This is a genomic window from Streptomyces sp. NPDC057654 (assembly GCF_042800135.1).
Lineage (GTDB): Bacteria > Actinomycetota > Actinomycetes > Streptomycetales > Streptomycetaceae > Streptomyces.
Map to the genome: position 1 here is coordinate 1 of NZ_JBHVHQ010000069.1, position 18,248 is coordinate 18,248.

Consider the following 18,248-nt stretch of genomic DNA (forward strand, 5'->3'; position numbering starts at 1 on the left):
GTACGCCCCAAGGACTCCGACGACACCTGGTGGGTCCCCGCCCACCTCGGCGGCAGCGCCCCGACTCCGGCAGAGGCCAAGGCTCTCGACCGGCGGTGACGGACGGCTCGCGGTGATCCGCCGCGAGCCGCGAGCCTCGCCGTAGGACGCCGCAGTGCGCCCGGCCCCTCGTGGGGTCGGGCGCACTGTTGTGCGCGGGTACGCGTACGCGCGCACGCGTGGCCGTCAGCGCTGAGCGGCCATCTCCTCCGCGAGGGCGGCGGTGAAGGCGTCCACGTCGGCCTCGGTGGTGTCGAAGGCGCACATCCAGCGGACCAGGCCGGTGGGCTCGTCCCAGTCGTAGAAGCGGTAGCGCTTGCGGAGCCGCTCGCTCACGTCGTGCGGCAGCCGGGCGAAGACGCTGTTGGCCTGCACCTGGTGGACCACCTCGACGCCGTCCACGGCCTGGGCCCCGCGCGCCAGGCGGGACGCCATCGCGTTGGCGTGCGTGGCGCTGCGCAGCCACAGGTCGCCGGAGAGCAGGGCCTCGAACTGCGCCGAGACGAACCGCATCTTGGAGGCGAGCTGCATGGAGAGCTTGCGCAGGTGCTTCATGGCCCGTACGGCGCCGGGGTTGAGGACGACGACGCACTCGCCGAACAGCAGGCCGTTCTTGGTGCCGCCGAAGGAGAGGATGTCGACCCCGGCGTCGGTGGTGAACGCGCTGAAGGGGACGCCGAGGGTGGCCGCCGCGTTGGCGAGCCGGGAGCCGTCGACGTGCACCGTCATGCCGTGCTGGTGCGCGTGGTCGCAGATCGCCCGGATCTCCTCGGGCGTGTAGCAGGTGCCGCACTCCGTGGTCTGGGTTATGGAGACGACCTGCGGCATGGCCCGGTGCTCGTCGTCCCAGCCGAACGCCTCGCGGTCGATGAGCTCGGGCGTGAGCTTGCCGTCCTCGGTGGGGACGGTCAGCAGCTTGAGCCCGCCGACGCGCTCGGGAGCGCCGCACTCGTCGACGTTGATGTGCGCGCCGTCCGCGCAGATCACCGCCCCCCAGCGCTCGGTGACGGCTTGCAGGGAGACGACGTTGGCACCGGTCCCGTTGAACACAGGAAACGTTTCCGCACGGGGCCCGAAGTGGGCGCGGAAGACGTCCTGGAGGTGTTCGGTGTAGACGTCCTCGCCGTAGGCGATCTGGTGACCGCCGTTGGCGAGGGCGAGCGCCGCCAGGATCTCCGGGTGCGCGCCGGCGTAGTTGTCGCTGGCGAAGCCGCGCAGCTCGGGGTCGTGGCGGCGGACGGCGTCGGTGGCCGCCGGGGCCTCGGTCACGGTTCGGGGGTCAGCCACAGACGGGTTCCGTTCACTTCGGTGGCGGGGCGGTCCCAGACGCCGACGATGGCCTCGGCCAGGTCCTTGACGTCCGTGAAGCCCGCGAATTTCGCGTTCGGGCGCTCGGTGCGCATCTGGTCGTGCACGAGCGCCTTGATCACCAGGATGGCAGCCGCCGCCGACGGGCCGCTCTCGCCCCCCGCCTTGCGGAAGGCGTCGCCGAGCGCGAGGGTCCACGCCTCGGCGGCGGCCTTGGACGCGGCGTAGGCGGCGTTCCCCGCGGTGGGCTTCGACGCCCCGGCCGCGCTGATCAGCAGATACCGTCCGTTGCCGGCCCGCTTGAGGGCGGGCTCGAAGGCGAGGGAGGTGTGCTGCACGGTCTGGACCAGCAGCTTCTCCAGCTTCGCCCAGTCCGCGAGGTCCGTCTCGGCGAACGTGGCGGAGCCGCGCCAGCCGCCCACCAGGTGCACCAGGCCGTCGACGCGGCCGAACTCCTTCTCCGTGCGGTCCGCCCAGGCGCGGGTCGCGTCGAGGTCCAGCAGGTCCACCGTGTCGCCGGTGACGGTGGCCCCGCCGTGCGCGTACCGCGCCGCGTCCACGGCCTCGGCGAGGCGCGCGGCGTCGGCGTCGGCGGCGACGACGGTCGCCCCCGCCTCGGCGAGGCGCAGCAGCGTGGCGCGGCCGGCCGGGCCCGCGGCCCCGGCCACCGCCACGACGGCCCCGTCCAGCCGGCCGTCGGCGTACGTCGGAGTGCTCATGGTCTTCGCCCCTTCCAGCTGTTCTCCGTGCTCGCTCACGCGGCCACTCGCCCGGCGCTCTCGGCGGTGATGCCCTTGGTGGAGGCGATCACCTTGCGCAGCTTCTTCGAGAGGGCCTCATAGAACATGCTGAGCGGGAACTCGTCCGGAAGCACGTCGTCCACGAGCTTGCGCGGCGGCTGGTTCAGGTCGAGGGCATCGGGGCCCTTGGCCCAGACCGAGCCGGGGTGCGGGGCGAGGTAGGTCGAGACGAGCCCGTACGCGGCGAACCAGTGGACGAGCTTGGGCCGGTCGATGCCGTCGCGGTAGAGCTGCTCGATCTCGCCGCACAGCTGGTTGGTGACCTGCGGTGCGCGGTCCCAGTCGATGTGCAGTGTGTTGTCCGTCCAGCGTACGACGTCGTGCTGGTGGAGGTAGGCGAAGAGCAGCTGACCGCCGAGCCCGTCGTAGTTGCGGACCCGCTCGCCGGTGACGGGGAAGCGGAACATCCGGTCGAAGAGGACGGCGTACTGCACGTCGCGGCCCTGGCGGTAGCCGTCGGCCTCCAGCTTGACGGCCTCCCGGAAGGCGGTGAGGTCGCAGCGCAGCTCCTCCAGCCCGTACATCCAGAACGGCTGGCGCTGTTTGATCATGAAGGGGTCGAACGGCAGGTCACCGTGGCTGTGGGTGCGGTCGTGGACCATGTCCCACAGGACGAACGCCTGCTGACAGCGGTCCTGGTCGCCGACCATCTCCGCGATGTCCGCGGGCAGTTCCAGGCCGAGGGTCTCGACGGCGGACTCGGTGACCCGGCGGAAGCGGGCGGCCTCCCGGTCGCAGAAGATGCCGCCCCAGGAGAAGCGCTCGGGGGCCTCGCGGACGGCGATCGTCTCCGGGAAGAGGACGGCCGAGTTGGTGTCGTAGCCGGAGGTGAAGTCCTCGAAGGTGATGCCGAGGTAGAGCGGGTTGTCGTAGCGGGTGCGCTCCAGTTCGGCGAGCCAGTTCGGCCATACGAGGCGCAGGACGACCGCTTCGAGGTTGCGGTCGGGGTTCCCGTTCTGGGTGTACATCGGGAAGACGACGAGGTGCTGGCGGCCGTCGACGCGCTGGGCGGCGGGCTGGAAGGCCAGCAGCGAGTCGAGGAAGTCCGGCACGCCGAAGCCGTCCGCCGCCCAGCGGCGCAGGTCCGCGACGAGGGCCGTGTGGTAGGCGGCGTCGTGCGGGAGCAGCGGGGCGAGCTGCTCGACGGCCGCCGCGACCCGCTCCACCAGGGCTTCGACTTGATCGCCCGGCGGTGCGCCCTCCGCCTCGAAGTCGATGGAGCCGTCCTTGGACTGCCAGGGGCGGATCGTCTCCACGGCGTCCTTGAGCGCGGACCAGGCCGGGTGGTCGACCACGCGCTCAGCGGTCGGCGAATCGGACTCCGCGATCGCGGACGTAAGCGTCTGTGTCATGACTGATCCCTCCACTGGAGAACCTGGCGTTAAGACACCGTATCCATGTGTCCTTCGCTCACTCAAGGGCAGTCTCGATAAATTATCCTGCTGACCCCCCTATCTCACCGCTGTTTTTCCTGCCGGAATCGGCTCGCGGGCCGGGTTCCGTCACTTCTGGCGCAGGAGTAGGGGTTGCGGCATCCGGGCGGATGTGCAGGGCCGGGGAGAGGCCGGGGCGCCCCTCCCGGAGCCCCGGCGTCAGCGCGTGGAGGACTCGCCCACCCACGGGTGACGGGACCGGGCCGCCGCCGAGATCACCGCCCCGCAGGCGACCCGTACGCGACCCATGCGCGCCCCGCCTCCGTCTGGCCTCCGGAGCCCAACGGCCCCCGCCTACGGGCTCGTCGGGGCGGACCGCGCTGTCGGAGGCCCCCGTTAGGCTGCGGCCGTGTCCGCTCCAGCCACCGACGTCGGAAGCGAGAGAGCTTTGTCTTTCCTCACCATCGGCCACCGCGGGGTGATGGGCGTGGAGCCCGAGAACACCCTGCGCTCCTTCGTCCGCGCGGACCGTGCGGGCCTGGACGTCATCGAGCTGGACCTGCACCTGAGCAAGGACGGCGCGCTCGTCGTGATGCACGACGCGGACGTCGGCCGCACCACGGACGGCCAGGGACGCATCGCCGACCTCACCCTCGACGAGCTGCGCGGGCTGGACGCGGGGCGCGGCGAGCGGGTCCCCGTCTTCGAGGAGGTCCTCGACGCGGTGCGGGCGCCGATCCAGGCGGAGATCAAGGACGCGGCGGCGGCCCGCGCCCTCGCCGAGGTGCTGCGGCGGCGCGATCTGACCGGCCGGGTCGAGGTGATCTCGTTCCACGACGCGGCACTCGCGGAGATCGCGGCGCTGCTGCCGGGCGTACGGACCGGGCTGGTCGCCCAGTTCTACGGCCTCGACGTGATCGACCGGGCGAAGGCCGTGGGCGCGGCGACGCTCGTCCTCGACATCGGCAGGCTCACCCTGGAGCTGGTGGGGCTCGCGCACGCCGCCGGGCTCAGGGTCATCGGGTGGGTGGTCAACACCCCCGAGCACCTCAAGCTGGCGCGCGGCCTCGGCCTGGACGGCGGCACCACCGATTTCCCGGAGATCAAGAACGCGGCGCGCTATACGGCATAACGTCTCCACGGCATACCGCTTCTACTGCATAGCGCTTCTACGGCATAGCGCGCCGCCGCCGGACTCCCGCGCGGGCACGGCCGGAATTCATGAACTCGCAACGGAATTCCGGTATTCGGACGGTTGTCGAAATGATCTGGACAGACCCCGGTCCGCCTGCGAGTCTCCCGCCATGCCCGTCGCCAACCAGCACGTACGACTCGCCGCCACCGCCGCCGTCCTGCTGCTCGCGGCGGTGACCGGCTGCGCCCCGCAGGACGAGACCGACGCCTCCAAGTCCCCCGCGACGACGAAGGAGACCTGTGCGCAAGGGAAGTTGACCACGCAGACGCCCGGCAAGCTGACCGTCGGCACGGACAAGCCCGCCTACGCCCCCTGGTTCCAGGACGACGACCCGGCGAACGGCAAGGGCTTCGAGTCGGCGGTCGCGTACGCGGTGGCCGGCCGGCTGGGGTACGGCCGTTCCGACGTGCTCTGGCAGACGGTGCCCTTCAACAACGCCTTCGCGCCGGGCGCGAAGAAATTCGACTTCGACCTCAACCAGATCTCCATCAGCGACGAGCGGAAGAACGCCGTCGATTTCTCGTCCGGCTACTACGACGTCCGCCAGGCCGTCATCGCCCTCAAGAACTCCCCCGCCGCGAAGGCGACGACCGTGGCCGGCCTCCGCAAGGCCAAACTCGGCGCGCAGGTCGGCACCACCAGCCTGGACGTGCTCACCGACGTCGTCCGGCCCGAGCGGCGGCCGGCCGTCTACCAGAAGAGCGACTTCGCCAAGTCGGCGCTGAAGAACGGCCAGGTCGACGCGATCATCGTGGACCTGCCGACCGCTTTCTACATCACCTCCAGCGAGGTGACGGACGCGAAGGTCGTCGGGCAGTTCGCGGACACCGGCGGCAAGGCCGAGCGGTTCGGGCTCGTCCTGGACAAGGGCTCCCGGCTGACCCCGTGCGTCAGCGGGGCGGTGGACGCGCTGCGCGGCGACGGCACGCTCGCGAGGATCGAGAAGAAGTGGCTGTCCGAGGCGGTCGACGCGCCGGTGCTCAAGTGAGTGCGCAAGAGGCCGTGCCGGACGGGGCCGCGGAGTACGTACCGTCCGCCCGGCGGCTCGCGCGCGAGCGGTTCCACCGCTCCCGGACCCGGCGGGCGACGGCGATCGCGGCCGTCAGTTCGCTGGTGACGGCCGTGGTGCTCTACTTCGTGATCACGCGCTCCCCCGGCTGGCCGCGAACCCGCGACACGTTCTTCTCCGCCCACTACGCGCGCGAAGCGCTGCCCAAGGTGCTCGACGGGCTCTGGCTCAACGTCCGCCTGCTGGTCGTCTGCGGCGCGTGCGTCCTCGCCCTGGGCCTGCTGCTCGCCGTCGCCCGCACCCTGCGCGGCCCGGTGTTCTTCCCGCTGCGCGCCCTCGCCACCGCCTACACCGACTTCTTCCGCGGGCTGCCGCTGATCATCTGCCTGCTGCTGGTGGTCTTCGGCGTCCCGGCGCTGCGGCTCCAGGGGGTGACCACCGATCCGGTGCTGCTGGGCGGCGCGGCGCTCACCCTGACGTACTCCGCGTACGTCGCCGAGGTCTTCCGGGCCGGCATCGAGTCCGTGCATCCGAGCCAGCGCGCGGCCGCCCGCTCGCTGGGCCTCTCGGCCGGGCGGACGCTGCGCTACGTGGTGCTGCCGCAGGCCGTACGGAGGGTCGTGCCGCCGCTCCTGAACGACCTGGTGTCGCTCCAGAAAGACACGGGGCTGGTCTCCATCGCGGGCGCGGTGGACGCGGTGTACGCGGCGCAGATCATCACGGGCAAGAGCTTCAACTACACGCCGTATGTGGTCGCCGGGGTGATCTTCGTTGCGCTGACGATCCCCATGACGCGGTTCACGGACTGGATCACGGCGCGCACGGACCGCCGCCGGGCGCAGGGAGGGATCGTATGAGCGAGCCGGGAGCGGTGCCGACGGCCGGGAAGGCGGGCCGTGCGCCCGAGCCGGTGCTGCGGCTGGAGGCGGTCCGCAAGAGCTTCGGCCGGTCCCTCGTACTGCGCGATGTGGATCTGAAGGTGCCCTCGCACACCGTGACCGCGCTGATCGGCGCGTCCGGCTCGGGCAAGTCCACGCTGCTGCGCTGCGCGAATCTGCTGGAGGAGATCGACGACGGCGCGATCTTCCTGGACGGCGAGGAGATCACCGACCCGCGCGTCGACCCGGACGCCGTGCGCCGCCGGATCGGCGTGGTCTTCCAGGCGTACAACCTCTTCCCGCACATGACGGTGCTGGAGAACATCACGCTCGCCCCGCGCCGGGTGCACGGCGTGCCCCGCGAGGAGGCGCGGGAGCGGGCGCGCGAACTGCTGGAGCGGCTCGGCCTCGCCGACAAGGCGGCCGAGTACCCGGACCGGCTCAGCGGCGGCCAGCAGCAACGCGTGGCGATCGTACGGGCGTTGGCGGGCCGCCCCCGGCTGCTGCTGCTCGACGAGATCACCGCCGCGCTCGACCCGGAGCTGGTGGGCGAGGTGCTCGGCGTGGTGCGCGATCTCAAGGAGGACGGCATGACGATGATGCTGGCCACCCATGAGATGGGGTTCGCGCGGGAGGTCGCCGACCAGGTGTGCTTCCTGGACGGCGGGGTGGTGCTGGAGCGCGGGACGCCGCAGGACGTCTTCGGCGCGCCGCGCGAGGAGCGCACTCGGCGGTTTCTGCGGCGGATCGTGGAGGCGGGCCGCCTGTAGGGCCCCTGACCGGACCGGGTGCGGCGGCCGGTTCAGGTCAGCGGCTTGATCAGCAGCTCGAATTCGAGGTCGGCGCGGCGCGGGACGCCGAACCGCTCGTCGCCGTACGGGAAGGGCGTCATCCTGCCGGTACGCGCGTATCCGCGGCGCTCGTACCAGGCGATCAGGTCGTCGCGCTGCCGGATCACGGTCATGTGCATCTCGTCCGCGCCCCACTCCTCGCGCGCGAACCGCTCGGCCTCGGCCATGACGGCCTTGCCGAGCCCGCCGCCCTGCCGCTCGGGACGGACCGCGAACATGCCGAAGTAGGCGTGGTCGCCGCGGTGTTCGAGCTGACAGCAGGCGACGAGCACGCCGTCCCGCTCGGCCAGCAGGAGCCGGCCGTGCTCCGCGTCCAGGACGGCGGCGACGCCCTCGGGGTCGGTGCGCTGCCCGTCCAGCAGGTCCGCCTCCGTGGTCCAGCCGACGCGGCTGGCGTCCCCGCGGTACGCCGACTCGATCAGCTCGACGACGGCCGGCACGTCGGCCTTCGCGGCGGTGCGGAAGGCCGACGCGGTGGCCGGGGCGGCCTCGGCGGTGCGGCTCTGTGCGGCGTCCATGCGGTGGCGTCCTCTCCGTCTGCCCGTACGCGCTCTCCGTACGGTCTTCGCTCCCCGTACGCTCCGTACGATCTTTCGCGGCGTACGAGCCTAACCCGGAGGCGGTGCGTAGGGTCGCGGGCATGGTTCACGTACTCAGCAGCAGGACTCTCCTGCGCCCCACCGATCCGGACCGCTCGCGCGCTTTCTACGGCACGGCGCTGGGCCTGGCGGTCTCCCGGGAGTTCGGTACGGGCCCCGAGCGCGGCACGGTCTACTTCCTCGGCGGCGGCTTCCTCGAACTCTCCGGCCGCTCCCCCGAGCCGCCCGCGCCCGGTATGCGGCTGTGGCTCCAGGTGGCGGACGCCGCGGCCGCGCACGAGGAGCTCGTACGGGCCGGGGTCGAGATCCTGCGGCCGCCCGTGCAGGAGCCGTGGGGTCTCGTGGAGATGTGGGTCTCCGATCCCGACGGCGTGCGGATCGTGCTCGTGGAGGTGCCGTCGGACCATCCGCTGCGGTTCCGCGCCTGAGCCGTGCCGCCCCGGTGCCCGTTTCCTCCTGGTCGGACCCTTCGTTAGGCCATCCGGGTGAACGGCTGGAGCGAGGACGCGTCAGCGATTTCGCTAGAAGGCAAGCCGATTTGCCTAAAGCTATTAGGCAAATGCATAATAGCTTCTGGCGAATGAGAGGACCGGCATGGCACGCATAGGACTGACCGCGGAGCGCCTGACCCAGGCGGGCGCGGAACTGGCCGACGAGGTCGGCTTCGACCAGGTGACCGTCTCGGCGCTCGCCCGGCAGTTCGACGTCAAGGTCGCGAGCCTGTACTCGCACCTGAAGAACTCCCAGGACCTCAGGACCAAGATCGCCCTGCTCGCCCTGGAGGAGCTGGCCGACCGGTGCGCCGCCGCCCTGGCCGGACGGGCCGGGAAGGACGCCCTCACCGCCTTCGCGAACGTCTACCGCGACTACGCCCGGGAGCACCCCGGCCGATACACGGCGGCCCAGCTGAAGCTCGACCACGAGACCGCGATGGCCAGTGCCGGGGTCAGACACGCGCAGATGACACGGGCCATCCTGCGCGGCTATGACCTGGCGGAACCGGACCAGACGCACGCGGTCCGGCTGCTGGGCAGCGTCTTCCACGGCTACGTGAGCCTGGAGGCGACGGGCGGGTTCAGCCACAGCGCCCCCGACTCGCAGGAGTCCTGGTCGCGCGTCCTCGACGCCCTCGACGCCCTGCTGCGGAACTGGCCCGCCGCGTGAGCCGCGGCCCGCACCCCGCCGGGCCGGACCGTCCGCACATCGTGACCGACAGGTTGGAACCATGAGCACCGAGCACAAGTGGATCACCACCCCCATCACCGCGGAACTCCTGCGCGGCGCCCTCGACCTGGAGCGCACCGAGCACGGCGTGCTGCCGCACCGGCTGCCCGCACGGGCCCGCGCCCAGAACACGGACGGCCAGCTGGCCATGGCCGAGGCCCAGCCCTCGGGCGTACGGCTGGTCTTCCGCACCCGGGCCACCGCGATCGAGCTGGAGGCCCGGCGCACCCAGCGGATATACGTGGGCGCGCCGCCCCGCCCGGACGGCCTGTACGACCTCCTCGTCGACGGCGTTCCCGCCGGTCAGGCAAGTGTGCCGGGCGGCGACACCCTGACCGTCGACATGGCGGCCGGGACCATGGAGCGCGAGTCCGGCCCGTCCGGCTCCCTCCGCTTCGACGGTCTGTCCGACGCCGTCAAGGACATCGAGATCTGGCTGCCGCACAACGAGGCCACCGAGCTCCTCGCGCTGCGCACCGACGCGCCCGTCGAGGGCGCGCCGGACCACGGCCGGCGGGTGTGGCTGCACCACGGCAGCTCGATCAGCCACGGCTCCGACGCCGCGAGCCCCACCACCACCTGGCCCGCGCTGGCCGCCTCTCTCGGCGGCGTGGAGCTGATCAACATGGGTTTCGGCGGCGGCGCCCTGCTCGACCCGTTCACCGCGCGCGCGATGCGGGACACCCCGGCCGACCTGATCAGCGTCAAGTTCGGCATCAACATCGTCAACGCCGATCTGATGCGGCTGCGCGCCTTCGCCCCGGCGGTGCACGGCTTCCTCGACACCATCCGCGAGGGCCACCCCACCGCGCCGCTGCTGGTCATCTCGTCGATCCTGTGCCCCATCCACGAGGACACCCCCGGTCCCTGCGCCCCGGACTTCAGCGACATCAGCGAGGGGAAGATCCGGTTCCGGGCGGTCGGCGACCCGGCCGAGCGCGCCGCCGGGAAGCTGACCCTGGGCGTCATCCGCGACGAGCTGAGCCGCATCGTGAAGCAGCGGGCGGCCACCGACGCGAATCTGCACTACCTCGACGGCCGGGACCTCTACGGCGAGGAGGACTTCGCCGAGCTGCCGCTGCCCGACGCGCTCCACCCGGACGCGGCCGCGCACCGCCGCATCGGCGAGCGCTTCGCGGCCCAGGTCTTCGCCTCCGACGGGCCGTTCGCCGCCGAGCGGTCCTGAACGGCCGGACTGCCCCGGCCCTGGTCGACGGGATCCGGACGCGTCGGAGGAGCCGAAGGACAGTGCCGTCGGGAACACCGCGGCGGCGCCCCCGCGCACAGTGATCACCAGTGGCGCGCTCCCCTATTGCGCCCATGCGCTGCTTGCGTGCGCGTGATGGCGGGCATCTTCCGGACATCCGTGATGAGTGTCCCCAGGGAGGTGCGCCGTGCATGGACCACCGCTGGTCGGCTGGCTGTTGGTGACGCTCTGCGCGATGACGGGCATGTACTGCCTGCTGCGGATACGGGGCGCGGCGGAGCGTCGCCGGGCCACGGGCGGGGACGCTCTGATGGGGCTGGGCATGGCGGTGATGGCGGTGCCGTCGGCGGTGCTCGACCAGCGGCCGTGGGGGCCTCCGCTGTTCGGCGTGGTCTTCGGGGCCGCCGGGCTGCGGGCGCTGCTGCTGTCGCGCGGCACGACGGCGCAGGCACACCATCTGCACCACGCCGTGGGCGCGTTCGCGATGGTCTATATGGCGCTGTCGATGACGGGCGGCAGCGGCGGCGGGCACACGGGGCATGGCGGCGCCGCGCACGCACCGGCGGGCACGCCGCTGCTGACGGGGCTGCTGATGGTCTATTTCGCGGTGTACGTCGTACGGGCCATGGCACATCTGGTGCCGGCGGTGGCCATCGCGGCCGGCGAGCTGCCGATACCGGGCCGGGCCGAACTGACCAACGCGTGCAGGCTGTCGATGGGCATCGGCATGCTCGCGATGCTGCTGACGCTCTGAGCGCCGGCTTCCTCGGTCCCGTCCCCCGCGGCCACCGGGGGCCGCGTCATGGTGACCGAGTGCACCCGAGTGGCATGCGTCACTTCCGGCTCGGGACCGTACCCCGGCGTGCGCCCGCACTCATAGGCTGACGGTCATGATGGTCCCGCTCGCCCTGCTGGTCCTCGGCGGACTGGTCGCGGCAATGGCGCCGCGCGTGCTGACCCGTTCCGACTGGCCCGACCGCGAACCCGTGCTGGCCCTGTGGGTCTGGCAGTGCGTGGTGGTGGCCGTGCTGCTCTGCTGCGCCCTCGCGATGGCGCTGAGCGCCGCGGCTGCGTCGGACGCCGTGCGCGGCAATGTCTTCGCGCCCGCGCCGCGCGGGGTGATGGAGGCTTACGCGCTCACGGCGTACGGCCCGTGGGCCGCGCCGGTGGCCGTCGCCCTCGCCTGCGGCGCGGTGTGGACCGCCGCGATGCTGACGCGTGAGATCCGCGGCGCGCGCGCCCGTCGCAAGCAGCGCCGCGCCGAACTGCTCGTACGCTCCCCTCTGCTGCCCGGCGAAGAGGCCGGCGAAGACCGTCTGGTCGTCCTGGAGGGCGACCGGCCGGACGCGTGGTGGCTGCCGGGCGGCGCCTCGGCCCAGTTGGTGATCACGACGGCGGCGCTGCGTCGGCTCAAGGGCTCGCAGCTGGACGCGGTCCTCGCGCACGAGCAGGGGCACGCGCGCGCCCGCCACGACTGGCTGCTGCACTGCTCGTCGGCGCTGGCCGCCGGATTCCCGCAGGTTCCGGTGTTCGCCGGGTTCCGCGACCAGGTGCACCGGCTGGTCGAGTTGGCGGCCGACGATGTCGCCTCGCGGCGCTTCGGGCGGCTGACGATCGCGCTAGCGCTGGTCCAACTCAACGAGGAGCGGGGCGTGTTCGGGCCCTGCCCGAGCCAAGTGGCCCAGGTTCCGCAGCGCGTTCACCGCCTGCTGTCGGCCGCGCCCCGGCTGACGGCGGGCCGACGGCTGCGGCTGACGGCCGCGGCGGCGCTGGTTCCGGTCGTACCGCTGCTGGTCGCGTTCATGCCGGGGCTGAGCGCGCTGCGGTAGGCGGGGGCCGGTGACGGGTCCTTCGGTACCTGCCGCGATAGCGGACGGGCCCGCGATCGGCGACGATCTGCGCATGCCGCTTCCGCTTTGTCCACCTCCGCCGCCACCGGCTTCGCGTCCCGCGTCGCCGTACGCTCCGGTGCGCTGCCTGCGCGCGAGCGCGCTGCTGGCCGCCGCGTGCGCCGTGCTCCTGACGCTGGTGGCGGTGGAGTGGGGCCCGCTGGAGTCGCTGGACCGCTGGGTCGCCGACGGCCTGCATCGCGTGGCCGTCACCCACCCCGGCCTCACGCGGGCCGCGCGCGTGCTGACCGACTGGGTATGGTCGCCGACCGCGATGAGGGCTGTACTGGTCGCGGTAGTCGCCTGGCTCGTATGGCGGCGTGAACTCCCGCTCGCGCTGTGGGCGGCGGGCACGGCGGCCCTGGGCACAGCCCTCCAGCAGGGCCTGAAGGCCGCGGTCGGCCGGGACCGCCCGCACTGGCCGGATCCGGTGGACTCGGCGACATACTCCGCGTTCCCCTCCGGACACGCGCTCACGGCGACAGTGGTGTGCGGGTTGGCGGTGTGGCTGCTGGTGCTGCACGGCGCGCGGAGGGCATGGGTCCGCACAGCCGTGGCCGTAGCGGCGGTGTCCGTCGCCGGGGTCGGCTTCACCAGGGTCTACCTGGGCGTGCACTGGCTGTCGGACGTAGCCGGCGGCACGCTGCTGGCGGCGGCGCTGCTGATGGGGGTGGTGGGGGCGTACGGGCTCGCGGGGCGGCGGGCGCGGGGCGGCTAGGGAACCGCTCACCCCTACGGCTCCCGTACGACTCCCGCGATCACCGACGCGACGGCCCTACGGACGGCGGCAGGCTCCGGCGGCGTGCCCTTGCGGTCGGCGAAGAACATGTGGCCGGTGCCGATCAGGGTGGGGGCGAGGGTGTCGATGCCGGCGGTGGCCGTGATGCGGTGCAGGTCGCGCTCGGCGGCGAGATAGGAGGCGATCATGGCCGTGGCCTCCATCAGTACCGGGATGCCGGTCGGGGTGGTCTGACGGAGGCGGGCGCGGAGGCCGTCCCGGGAGGTGACCAGGCCGACGATCGCCACGGCGACCGACTCGAATACGTCCGTGAGCGCCGTGGTGAGGTTGTCCGCGACGGAGCCGGTGCCCGCGCGCCCGAGCAGTTCGGCGGTCCGGGCGTCGATCCGGGCGATGCGGTCCAGGACGAGCTCGGCGAGAAACGCGTCGAAGTCGGCGAAGTGCCGGTGCAGCACGCCCTTGGCGCAGCCCGCCTCGGCCGTGACCGCCCGGCTGGTGAGCGCGCTCGGCCCGTCCCGGAGCAGAACGCGCTCGGCGGCGGCGAACAACTGCTCGCGCACGTCGTGGATGGCTACGCCTGTCGGCACGGTACGACTCCTCATTGACGAGTGGGCATGCGCCCACCCATAGTGGGCACATGCCCACCATACCTCCGGGGCAGCAGCCCCAGCCTGCCCTTGAGCATCATCAGGCGCTTGAGCATCATCAAGCCCTTGCACCTCATCAGCACCGCGACATAGCGGAGTCGTTCGGTACGGACGCCGAACGCTACGACCGGGCCCGCCCCCGCTACCCCCAAGCCCTGATCGACAGGATCGCCAGGGCCCGCCGCACGGCCCCGGACTCCGACTTCGCCGTTCTCGACGTCGGCTGCGGTACGGGCATAGCGGCCCGACAGTTCGCGGCGGCCGGCTGCACGGTCCTGGGCGTCGACGCCGACGCGCGGATGGCCGGACTCGCCCGACGGCACGGGCTCCCGGTCGAGGTTTCGGCGTTCGAAACCTGGGACCCGGCGGGCCGGACGTTCGACGCGGTCGTCGCCGCGCAGGCGTGGCACTGGGTGGACCCGGTCGCCGGCGCGGCCAAGGCGGCGCGGGCGCTGCGGCCGGGCGGGCGGCTCGCCGTGTTCTGGAACGCGGGCCAGGTCCCGCCCGGACTCGGGGAAGCCTTCGCCGACGTCTACGAGCACGTACTGCCCGGCTCACTGGCAGCTCGCCAGTGGACGGTCGCGCCGACGGACGCGTACGCGGAGATGCGCGCCAAGGCGGCCGACGGGATGCGGGAAGCCGGCGCGTACGGCGATCCGGAGGAGTGGCGATTCGACTGGGAATGGAGCTACACGCGGGACGAGTGGCTGGACCTGCTGCCCACGACCGGCGCCCACACCACGCTCCCGGCCGCGCGGCTGGCGGGGGTCCTGTCGGGCGTCGGCGCGGCCGTCGACGCGGCGGGAGGGAGCTTCACGATGCGCTACACCACGGTCGTGGCCACGGCGGCACGAACGGACGCCGCGTAAGCCCCCCTCCCAAAGCTTTGGCGGGAAATAGTTCAAGCTTCACGCATGTTGGGACGGGTGAAAGGAGCGACCTATGACGCAGTTCCCGACCTTCACCCCGGCCACCCCCTTCTCGCCCGCCGAGGAGTACGAGCGCGCCCACCTCTACTTCGAGGCCAGGGACTACGCCGAGGCCGCCCGCATCCTGACGCCGGTCGTCGAGCGGGAGCCGGACCACCTCGCGGCGCGGCTGCTGCTGGCCCGCGCGTACTTCCACTCGGCCCAGCTGGGCCGCGCGGAGGCCGAACTGCGGCGCGTCCTGGAGCGCGACCCCGTCGAGGCGTACGCGCACCTGATGCTCGGCCGCACCCTGGAGCGGGCCGGGCGGGCCGCCGAGGCCGAACCGCATCTGCGGCTGGCCGCCGCCATGAACGGCGAGGAGGCCCCGACGCCGCGCCGGGTCCTGCACACAGTCGCCGAGAACTGAAACCGACTGCCCCAGGCCGACAGGCGGGGGAACCGGACAGCACACCTGGCCCCGGCTCCCCCGCCTACCCCTGCCCGTACGCCGGCGGCACCCCGGCGCCCGGGGGCACGTCGGCCGGCGGGACGCCGAGCGTCCAGTCGAGCTCGTACCGCTGGAAGAGTTCCGCCCGCAGTCGGGACGTGGGCATCGGCGCCCCCGGCAGCAGCACCGCCACCACCGCGCCCATCAGCAGCGCGCGCAGGAGCCGGTAGTCGGTCTCCGGGTCGGGCGAGCCGTAGCTCACCACCGTGTCGTGCAGCAGCGCGGCGAGCCGCTGCTGCTCCGGGCACTGGATGAAACCTTCCGCCTGGAGGATGCCCGCCATGTGCGTACGCATCAGCAGCGGCCGGTCCCGCGCGAGGCCGAGGATGGCGTCGATGGCCCGCGCGAGGAGCTCCCGCCCGTCCTCGGTCCGCGGCTCCCGCTCCAGGCCGGCCGCCAGCTCCAGGTGCATCAGCCGGTGCACGGCGGACTGCAAGAGCTGCCGCTTCCCGGGAAAGTAGTACGACACCAGACCCCGCGCCGCGCCCGCCCGGTCGGCGATGTGCGCGAGCGTCGTCGCCTCGTACCCGCGTTCGCCGACGAGCTCCACCGTCGCCTGCAACAGACGTTCACGGGAACGGCGGCGTAACTCCTCATTGACCGACGCGCTGCGCGGGGACATGCTGTAACTCCTGCGTTGACTGGCTCCGAGCCAATATACTCAGAGGGTATCCGGCCCGCCCGCCCTCCTGAGCAGGCGCAGTCCGGTATCTCCGTCGATTTCGGGCGACGCGGGGGATCGCCCGAAATCGGCGGTTTTTTCTTGCGCGCCCACATCCGCGGACGGCTCCCGCGACGGCCAAGACGCCCTGACGGCGCGGCCGGTGCGCTCACAGCTCGTGTCATCCGACGAGGTCGAGCACGCGGCGGAGCGCGGCGGGGCGTTCGGGTACGGGGGTCTTGGTGACGAGGTGTACCGCGCAGCCGATCGCGCCTGCCCCCGCGTCGGCGTGCGGGTCGTCGCCGACCATGAGGATGGTGCTGGGGGCGAGGCGGAGGGCGTCGCAGGCCGTTCGGAAGAGGCGGGGGTGGGGTTTCTGCACGCCGTGCTCGTATGACAGGACGTACGCGTCGACGTCGGCGTCCAGGCCGTGCGCGCGGAACACCGGGCGCAGGTCCCAGCCGATGTTGCTGACCACGGCGGTGCGAATACCTCGGTGCCGCAACGCGGCCAGTACGTAGGCGGCGTCCTGGTACGGATGCCAGGCGGCGGGTTCCATGTGGCGCGCGTACAGCGCCTCGTACAACTCGGGCCGGGGCAGCTGGACTTCGCGGGCCAGTCCCGTGTACGCGGCGCGGTGCAGTTCCGCGCTTTCGTCGCGTCTGGCCCAGGCGTCGGCCAGGTGCGCGGGTACGGCGCGCGGGGCGGCGCCGCCCGGCATCGCGCCCGCTTCGTCCAGCAGTTGTACGAGCCGTGCCGACTCCTCCTCGTCGACGTGGGTTCCGGTGTCGCGCAGGGCGGCGCGGAGCCAGGACTGGGTGGGCTCGGCGTGGAAAAGAGTTCCGGAGAAATCGAACAGGACGCCTTTGACAGTCATGCCGCCAAGTCTCCCCCGGACCGCCGCGCACCCGTCACGCCCCCGCCGACCCCCTTCGCGCCTTGGCCTCGCGCTGAGGCACGACCGTATAGACCGTATGGACGGGGTCGTCCGCCGATGCGATGCCCGCGGCCAAGACGCCGAGGCGGGTGCGGGCGGAACCGGCGAGCAGGGCGCGCCCGCCCGCGATCGCCGCAGGGCGGCTCTTCCCGCCCGCCAGGGCCGCCGTCGCCGCCCCGGCTCCGACGGGCCCCCGGGCGCAGTGCGGAGTCTCTGCCGTCCGACTCAGCCGGCCACCGGCTCGTCGGGGTGCTGGAAGGCGAACAGCCCCGTGGCCGTCAGCTGGTCGAAGCAGTCGAGGAGCTGTTCCGGGCGGTCGGTCACGGCGATGGCGGCGGTGAGGTAGTTGGTGCTGCCGCGCTCCGGGGAGAGGCGGGCGCCGACACCGTGCGGGAGGACGGCCTCGCGGACGCCGGGGATCGCGAGCACCTCGGAGGCGGACGGCACGCGGGAGAGGACGACGGGGTGGTCGGGGGGCTGCGGTATCAGGCGGCCGGCGTAGCGGTGCGGTGCGGGGGCGGCGGGCAGGTCCCCGCCCGTCGCCACGGCCGCGGTGGCCGCCACATAGTCGTAACCGGCGCTGTGGTGCAGCATTTCGACCGCGCCGCCGCCGATGCGGCAGTTCACCTCGATCACCATCGGGCCCTCGGCGGTGAGCTTGAACTCGGTGTGGACCGCGGAGTCGGTCAAGCCGAGGGCCTCGACGGCGGCCGTCGCGCACGCCTCGATCTCGCGGAGGCGGTCGGACGGCAGCACCGAGGGGAGCATGCCGCCGTTCTCGCGGAAGGGCGGCGACAGCGGGAACTTGTCGGTCACCGCGAGATGCGTGGTGCGCCCGCGCCGCACGATGGACTCGACGCTGACGTGGTCGCCGTACCGCGCGTCCGCGTACCACTTCGAGCCGATCAGCCGCTGCTCCAGGATGAACAGGGGCCGCGCGCCGCCGCGCGGGTCGTTGACGAACGCGTGGCACGCCTGCGCCCAGATCTCGTCCAGGTCGTCGTCCGCGTCCACCGCGTGGGTGGCCATGCTGCCGGCCCCGACGACGGGCTTCAGCACCGCGGGCAGCCCGACCGCGTGCCGGGCCTCGTGGAACTCCCGCGCCGTGCGCACCTCGGCGAACCGGGGTACGGGCACGCCTGCCGCCCGGAGCGCGGCCCGCTGCCGCGTCTTGTTGCGCAGGGCGGGCAGCGACGCGTGCGGGTTGCCCGGCAGGCCGAGTTCCGCGGCGGCGGTGTGCGCCTCGACCACCGGGATCTCGCTGAACGCCGCGATGCCGTCCGCCGAGTGCCGCTTCGCGTACTCCACCGTGTAGGCGGTGAGGTCCGCGTCGGCGGGCACGCGGACGTTCGCGCACCAGGAGTCGAAAGTACGTGTACGTCGTTCGTCGGCGGCGGGGTTGGGGCCGGGGCGCCATAGGACGTGCACGTCGTATGCGGGGCAGAGCCGGGGCAGGTACCACTCGGGCGTGGGACC

The 18,248-nt window shown here is 72.6% G+C and carries 20 protein-coding genes and 1 pseudogene; 13 read left to right on the plus strand and 8 right to left on the minus strand.

Annotated elements, in window-relative coordinates:
- Positions 1 to 99: pseudogene (locus tag ACFU99_RS08665) on the plus strand (1-acyl-sn-glycerol-3-phosphate acyltransferase); the annotation flags it as partial.
- A gap of 126 nt (positions 100 to 225) precedes the next feature.
- On the opposite strand, the gene ACFU99_RS08670 reads toward ACFU99_RS08665, so the two are convergent.
- From ACFU99_RS08670 to ACFU99_RS08680, 3 genes are read right to left on the minus strand one after another with little or no spacing between them, the layout of a single operon-like run.
- A complete protein-coding gene (locus ACFU99_RS08670) occupies positions 226 to 1,326 on the minus strand; it encodes a threonine aldolase family protein (RefSeq protein ID WP_384387799.1) in 1,101 nt (366 codons plus the stop codon).
- Positions 1,305 to 2,066: an SDR family NAD(P)-dependent oxidoreductase gene (locus tag ACFU99_RS08675; protein ID WP_384387801.1), complete on the minus strand. Its 762-nt coding sequence runs from the start codon at positions 2,064 to 2,066 to the stop codon at positions 1,305 to 1,307. The genes ACFU99_RS08670 and ACFU99_RS08675 overlap by 22 nt, the downstream gene beginning before the upstream one ends.
- Positions 2,067 to 2,101: 35 nt before the next feature.
- Positions 2,102 to 3,499 (minus strand): DUF6421 family protein, encoded by a 1,398-nt coding sequence (locus ACFU99_RS08680; RefSeq protein ID WP_384387804.1) that lies wholly within the window; start codon positions 3,497 to 3,499, stop codon positions 2,102 to 2,104.
- 469 nt (positions 3,500 to 3,968) lie between these two features.
- On the opposite strand from ACFU99_RS08680, the gene ACFU99_RS08685 reads away from it, so the two are divergent.
- From ACFU99_RS08685 to ACFU99_RS08700, 4 genes are all read left to right on the plus strand, one after another.
- Entirely contained in the window at positions 3,969 to 4,652 is a 684-nt protein-coding gene (locus tag ACFU99_RS08685; RefSeq protein ID WP_384387807.1) for a glycerophosphodiester phosphodiesterase, read from the plus strand.
- A gap of 172 nt (positions 4,653 to 4,824) precedes the next feature.
- Complete coding sequence (locus ACFU99_RS08690) at positions 4,825 to 5,703, plus strand: ABC transporter substrate-binding protein (RefSeq protein ID WP_384387810.1); 879 nt, start codon at positions 4,825 to 4,827, stop codon at positions 5,701 to 5,703.
- Entirely contained in the window at positions 5,700 to 6,581 is an 882-nt protein-coding gene (locus ACFU99_RS08695) for an amino acid ABC transporter permease (protein WP_384387813.1), read from the plus strand. The genes ACFU99_RS08690 and ACFU99_RS08695 overlap by 4 nt, the downstream gene beginning before the upstream one ends.
- Positions 6,578 to 7,372: an amino acid ABC transporter ATP-binding protein gene (locus ACFU99_RS08700; RefSeq protein ID WP_384387816.1), complete on the plus strand. Its 795-nt coding sequence runs from the start codon at positions 6,578 to 6,580 to the stop codon at positions 7,370 to 7,372. Before ACFU99_RS08695 ends, ACFU99_RS08700 begins: the two co-directional genes overlap by 4 nt.
- Positions 7,373 to 7,404: 32 nt before the next feature.
- On the opposite strand, the gene ACFU99_RS08705 is transcribed toward ACFU99_RS08700, so the two are convergent.
- Positions 7,405 to 7,971 carry a GNAT family N-acetyltransferase gene (locus ACFU99_RS08705; protein ID WP_384387819.1) on the minus strand — a complete coding sequence of 189 codons (567 nt, stop codon included), beginning with the start codon at positions 7,969 to 7,971 and terminating at the stop codon, positions 7,405 to 7,407.
- A 122-nt stretch (positions 7,972 to 8,093) separates the two neighbouring features.
- Between ACFU99_RS08705 and ACFU99_RS08710 the strand changes: the two genes are divergently transcribed.
- The 6 genes from ACFU99_RS08710 to ACFU99_RS08735 all read left to right on the plus strand — a co-directional run bounded on the left by ACFU99_RS08710 (position 8,094) and on the right by ACFU99_RS08735 (position 13,090).
- Positions 8,094 to 8,480, plus strand: coding sequence for a VOC family protein (locus ACFU99_RS08710; RefSeq protein WP_384387822.1), 387 nt, complete (start codon positions 8,094 to 8,096; stop codon positions 8,478 to 8,480).
- 166 nt (positions 8,481 to 8,646) lie between these two features.
- The gene (locus ACFU99_RS08715; protein WP_384387824.1) at positions 8,647 to 9,216 is read left to right on the plus strand and encodes a TetR/AcrR family transcriptional regulator; all 570 of its coding nucleotides are present in this window, start codon (positions 8,647 to 8,649) and stop codon (positions 9,214 to 9,216) included.
- Positions 9,217 to 9,277: 61 nt separating this feature from the next.
- Positions 9,278 to 10,462 (plus strand): GDSL-type esterase/lipase family protein, encoded by a 1,185-nt coding sequence (locus ACFU99_RS08720; RefSeq protein WP_384387827.1) that lies wholly within the window; start codon positions 9,278 to 9,280, stop codon positions 10,460 to 10,462.
- 208 nt (positions 10,463 to 10,670) lie between these two features.
- The gene (locus ACFU99_RS08725) at positions 10,671 to 11,237 is read left to right on the plus strand and encodes a DUF5134 domain-containing protein (protein ID WP_384387830.1); all 567 of its coding nucleotides are present in this window, start codon (positions 10,671 to 10,673) and stop codon (positions 11,235 to 11,237) included.
- Between the two features lie 136 nt (positions 11,238 to 11,373).
- Positions 11,374 to 12,312: a M56 family metallopeptidase gene (locus ACFU99_RS08730; protein WP_384387832.1), complete on the plus strand. Its 939-nt coding sequence runs from the start codon at positions 11,374 to 11,376 to the stop codon at positions 12,310 to 12,312.
- Positions 12,313 to 12,385: 73 nt separating this feature from the next.
- Positions 12,386 to 13,090 (plus strand): phosphatase PAP2 family protein, encoded by a 705-nt coding sequence (locus tag ACFU99_RS08735; RefSeq protein WP_384387834.1) that lies wholly within the window; start codon positions 12,386 to 12,388, stop codon positions 13,088 to 13,090.
- Positions 13,091 to 13,104: 14 nt separating this feature from the next.
- Here the strand turns inward: ACFU99_RS08735 and ACFU99_RS08740 are convergent, their stop codons facing one another.
- A complete protein-coding gene (locus ACFU99_RS08740; protein ID WP_384387836.1) occupies positions 13,105 to 13,698 on the minus strand; it encodes a TetR/AcrR family transcriptional regulator in 594 nt (197 codons plus the stop codon).
- Positions 13,699 to 13,748: 50 nt separating this feature from the next.
- Between ACFU99_RS08740 and ACFU99_RS08745 the strand changes: the two genes are divergently transcribed.
- Both ACFU99_RS08745 and ACFU99_RS08750 read left to right on the plus strand, forming a co-directional pair.
- Positions 13,749 to 14,627 carry a class I SAM-dependent methyltransferase gene (locus ACFU99_RS08745; RefSeq protein ID WP_384387839.1) on the plus strand — a complete coding sequence of 293 codons (879 nt, stop codon included), beginning with the start codon at positions 13,749 to 13,751 and terminating at the stop codon, positions 14,625 to 14,627.
- Between the two features lie 73 nt (positions 14,628 to 14,700).
- Entirely contained in the window at positions 14,701 to 15,093 is a 393-nt protein-coding gene (locus tag ACFU99_RS08750) for a tetratricopeptide repeat protein (protein WP_384387841.1), read from the plus strand.
- Between the two features lie 64 nt (positions 15,094 to 15,157).
- Here the strand turns inward: ACFU99_RS08750 and ACFU99_RS08755 are convergent, their stop codons facing one another.
- From ACFU99_RS08755 to ACFU99_RS08765, 3 genes are all read right to left on the minus strand, one after another.
- Positions 15,158 to 15,796 carry a TetR/AcrR family transcriptional regulator gene (locus tag ACFU99_RS08755; protein ID WP_384387843.1) on the minus strand — a complete coding sequence of 213 codons (639 nt, stop codon included), beginning with the start codon at positions 15,794 to 15,796 and terminating at the stop codon, positions 15,158 to 15,160.
- A gap of 220 nt (positions 15,797 to 16,016) precedes the next feature.
- Positions 16,017 to 16,712, minus strand: coding sequence for an HAD family hydrolase (locus ACFU99_RS08760; protein ID WP_384387846.1), 696 nt, complete (start codon positions 16,710 to 16,712; stop codon positions 16,017 to 16,019).
- Between the two features lie 285 nt (positions 16,713 to 16,997).
- Positions 16,998 to 18,248, minus strand: a 1,251-nt coding sequence (locus ACFU99_RS08765; RefSeq protein WP_384387848.1) for an ATP-grasp domain-containing protein, incomplete at its 5' end; no start/stop codon positions are given.

What these genes read in the sequence shown, in the direction of transcription:
- ACFU99_RS08680 (WP_384387804.1), bottom strand. Translation starts at nt 3,499, where the DNA reads ATGACACAGACGCTTACGTCCGCGATCGCGGAGTCCGATTCGCCGACC.
- ACFU99_RS08715 (WP_384387824.1), top strand. Translation starts at nt 8,647, where the DNA reads ATGGCACGCATAGGACTGACCGCGGAGCGCCTGACCCAGGCGGGCGCG.
- ACFU99_RS08720 (WP_384387827.1), top strand. Translation starts at nt 9,278, where the DNA reads ATGAGCACCGAGCACAAGTGGATCACCACCCCCATCACCGCGGAACTC.
- ACFU99_RS08690 (WP_384387810.1), top strand. Translation starts at nt 4,825, where the DNA reads ATGCCCGTCGCCAACCAGCACGTACGACTCGCCGCCACCGCCGCCGTC.
- ACFU99_RS08675 (WP_384387801.1), bottom strand. Translation starts at nt 2,066, where the DNA reads ATGAGCACTCCGACGTACGCCGACGGCCGGCTGGACGGGGCCGTCGTG.
- ACFU99_RS08705 (WP_384387819.1), bottom strand. Translation starts at nt 7,971, where the DNA reads ATGGACGCCGCACAGAGCCGCACCGCCGAGGCCGCCCCGGCCACCGCG.
- ACFU99_RS08710 (WP_384387822.1), top strand. Translation starts at nt 8,094, where the DNA reads ATGGTTCACGTACTCAGCAGCAGGACTCTCCTGCGCCCCACCGATCCG.
- ACFU99_RS08760 (WP_384387846.1), bottom strand. Translation starts at nt 16,712, where the DNA reads ATGACTGTCAAAGGCGTCCTGTTCGATTTCTCCGGAACTCTTTTCCAC.
- ACFU99_RS08745 (WP_384387839.1), top strand. Translation starts at nt 13,749, where the DNA reads ATGCCCACCATACCTCCGGGGCAGCAGCCCCAGCCTGCCCTTGAGCAT.
- ACFU99_RS08755 (WP_384387843.1), bottom strand. Translation starts at nt 15,796, where the DNA reads ATGTCCCCGCGCAGCGCGTCGGTCAATGAGGAGTTACGCCGCCGTTCC.
- ACFU99_RS08750 (WP_384387841.1), top strand. Translation starts at nt 14,701, where the DNA reads ATGACGCAGTTCCCGACCTTCACCCCGGCCACCCCCTTCTCGCCCGCC.
- ACFU99_RS08730 (WP_384387832.1), top strand. Translation starts at nt 11,374, where the DNA reads ATGATGGTCCCGCTCGCCCTGCTGGTCCTCGGCGGACTGGTCGCGGCA.
- ACFU99_RS08735 (WP_384387834.1), top strand. Translation starts at nt 12,386, where the DNA reads ATGCCGCTTCCGCTTTGTCCACCTCCGCCGCCACCGGCTTCGCGTCCC.
- ACFU99_RS08700 (WP_384387816.1), top strand. Translation starts at nt 6,578, where the DNA reads ATGAGCGAGCCGGGAGCGGTGCCGACGGCCGGGAAGGCGGGCCGTGCG.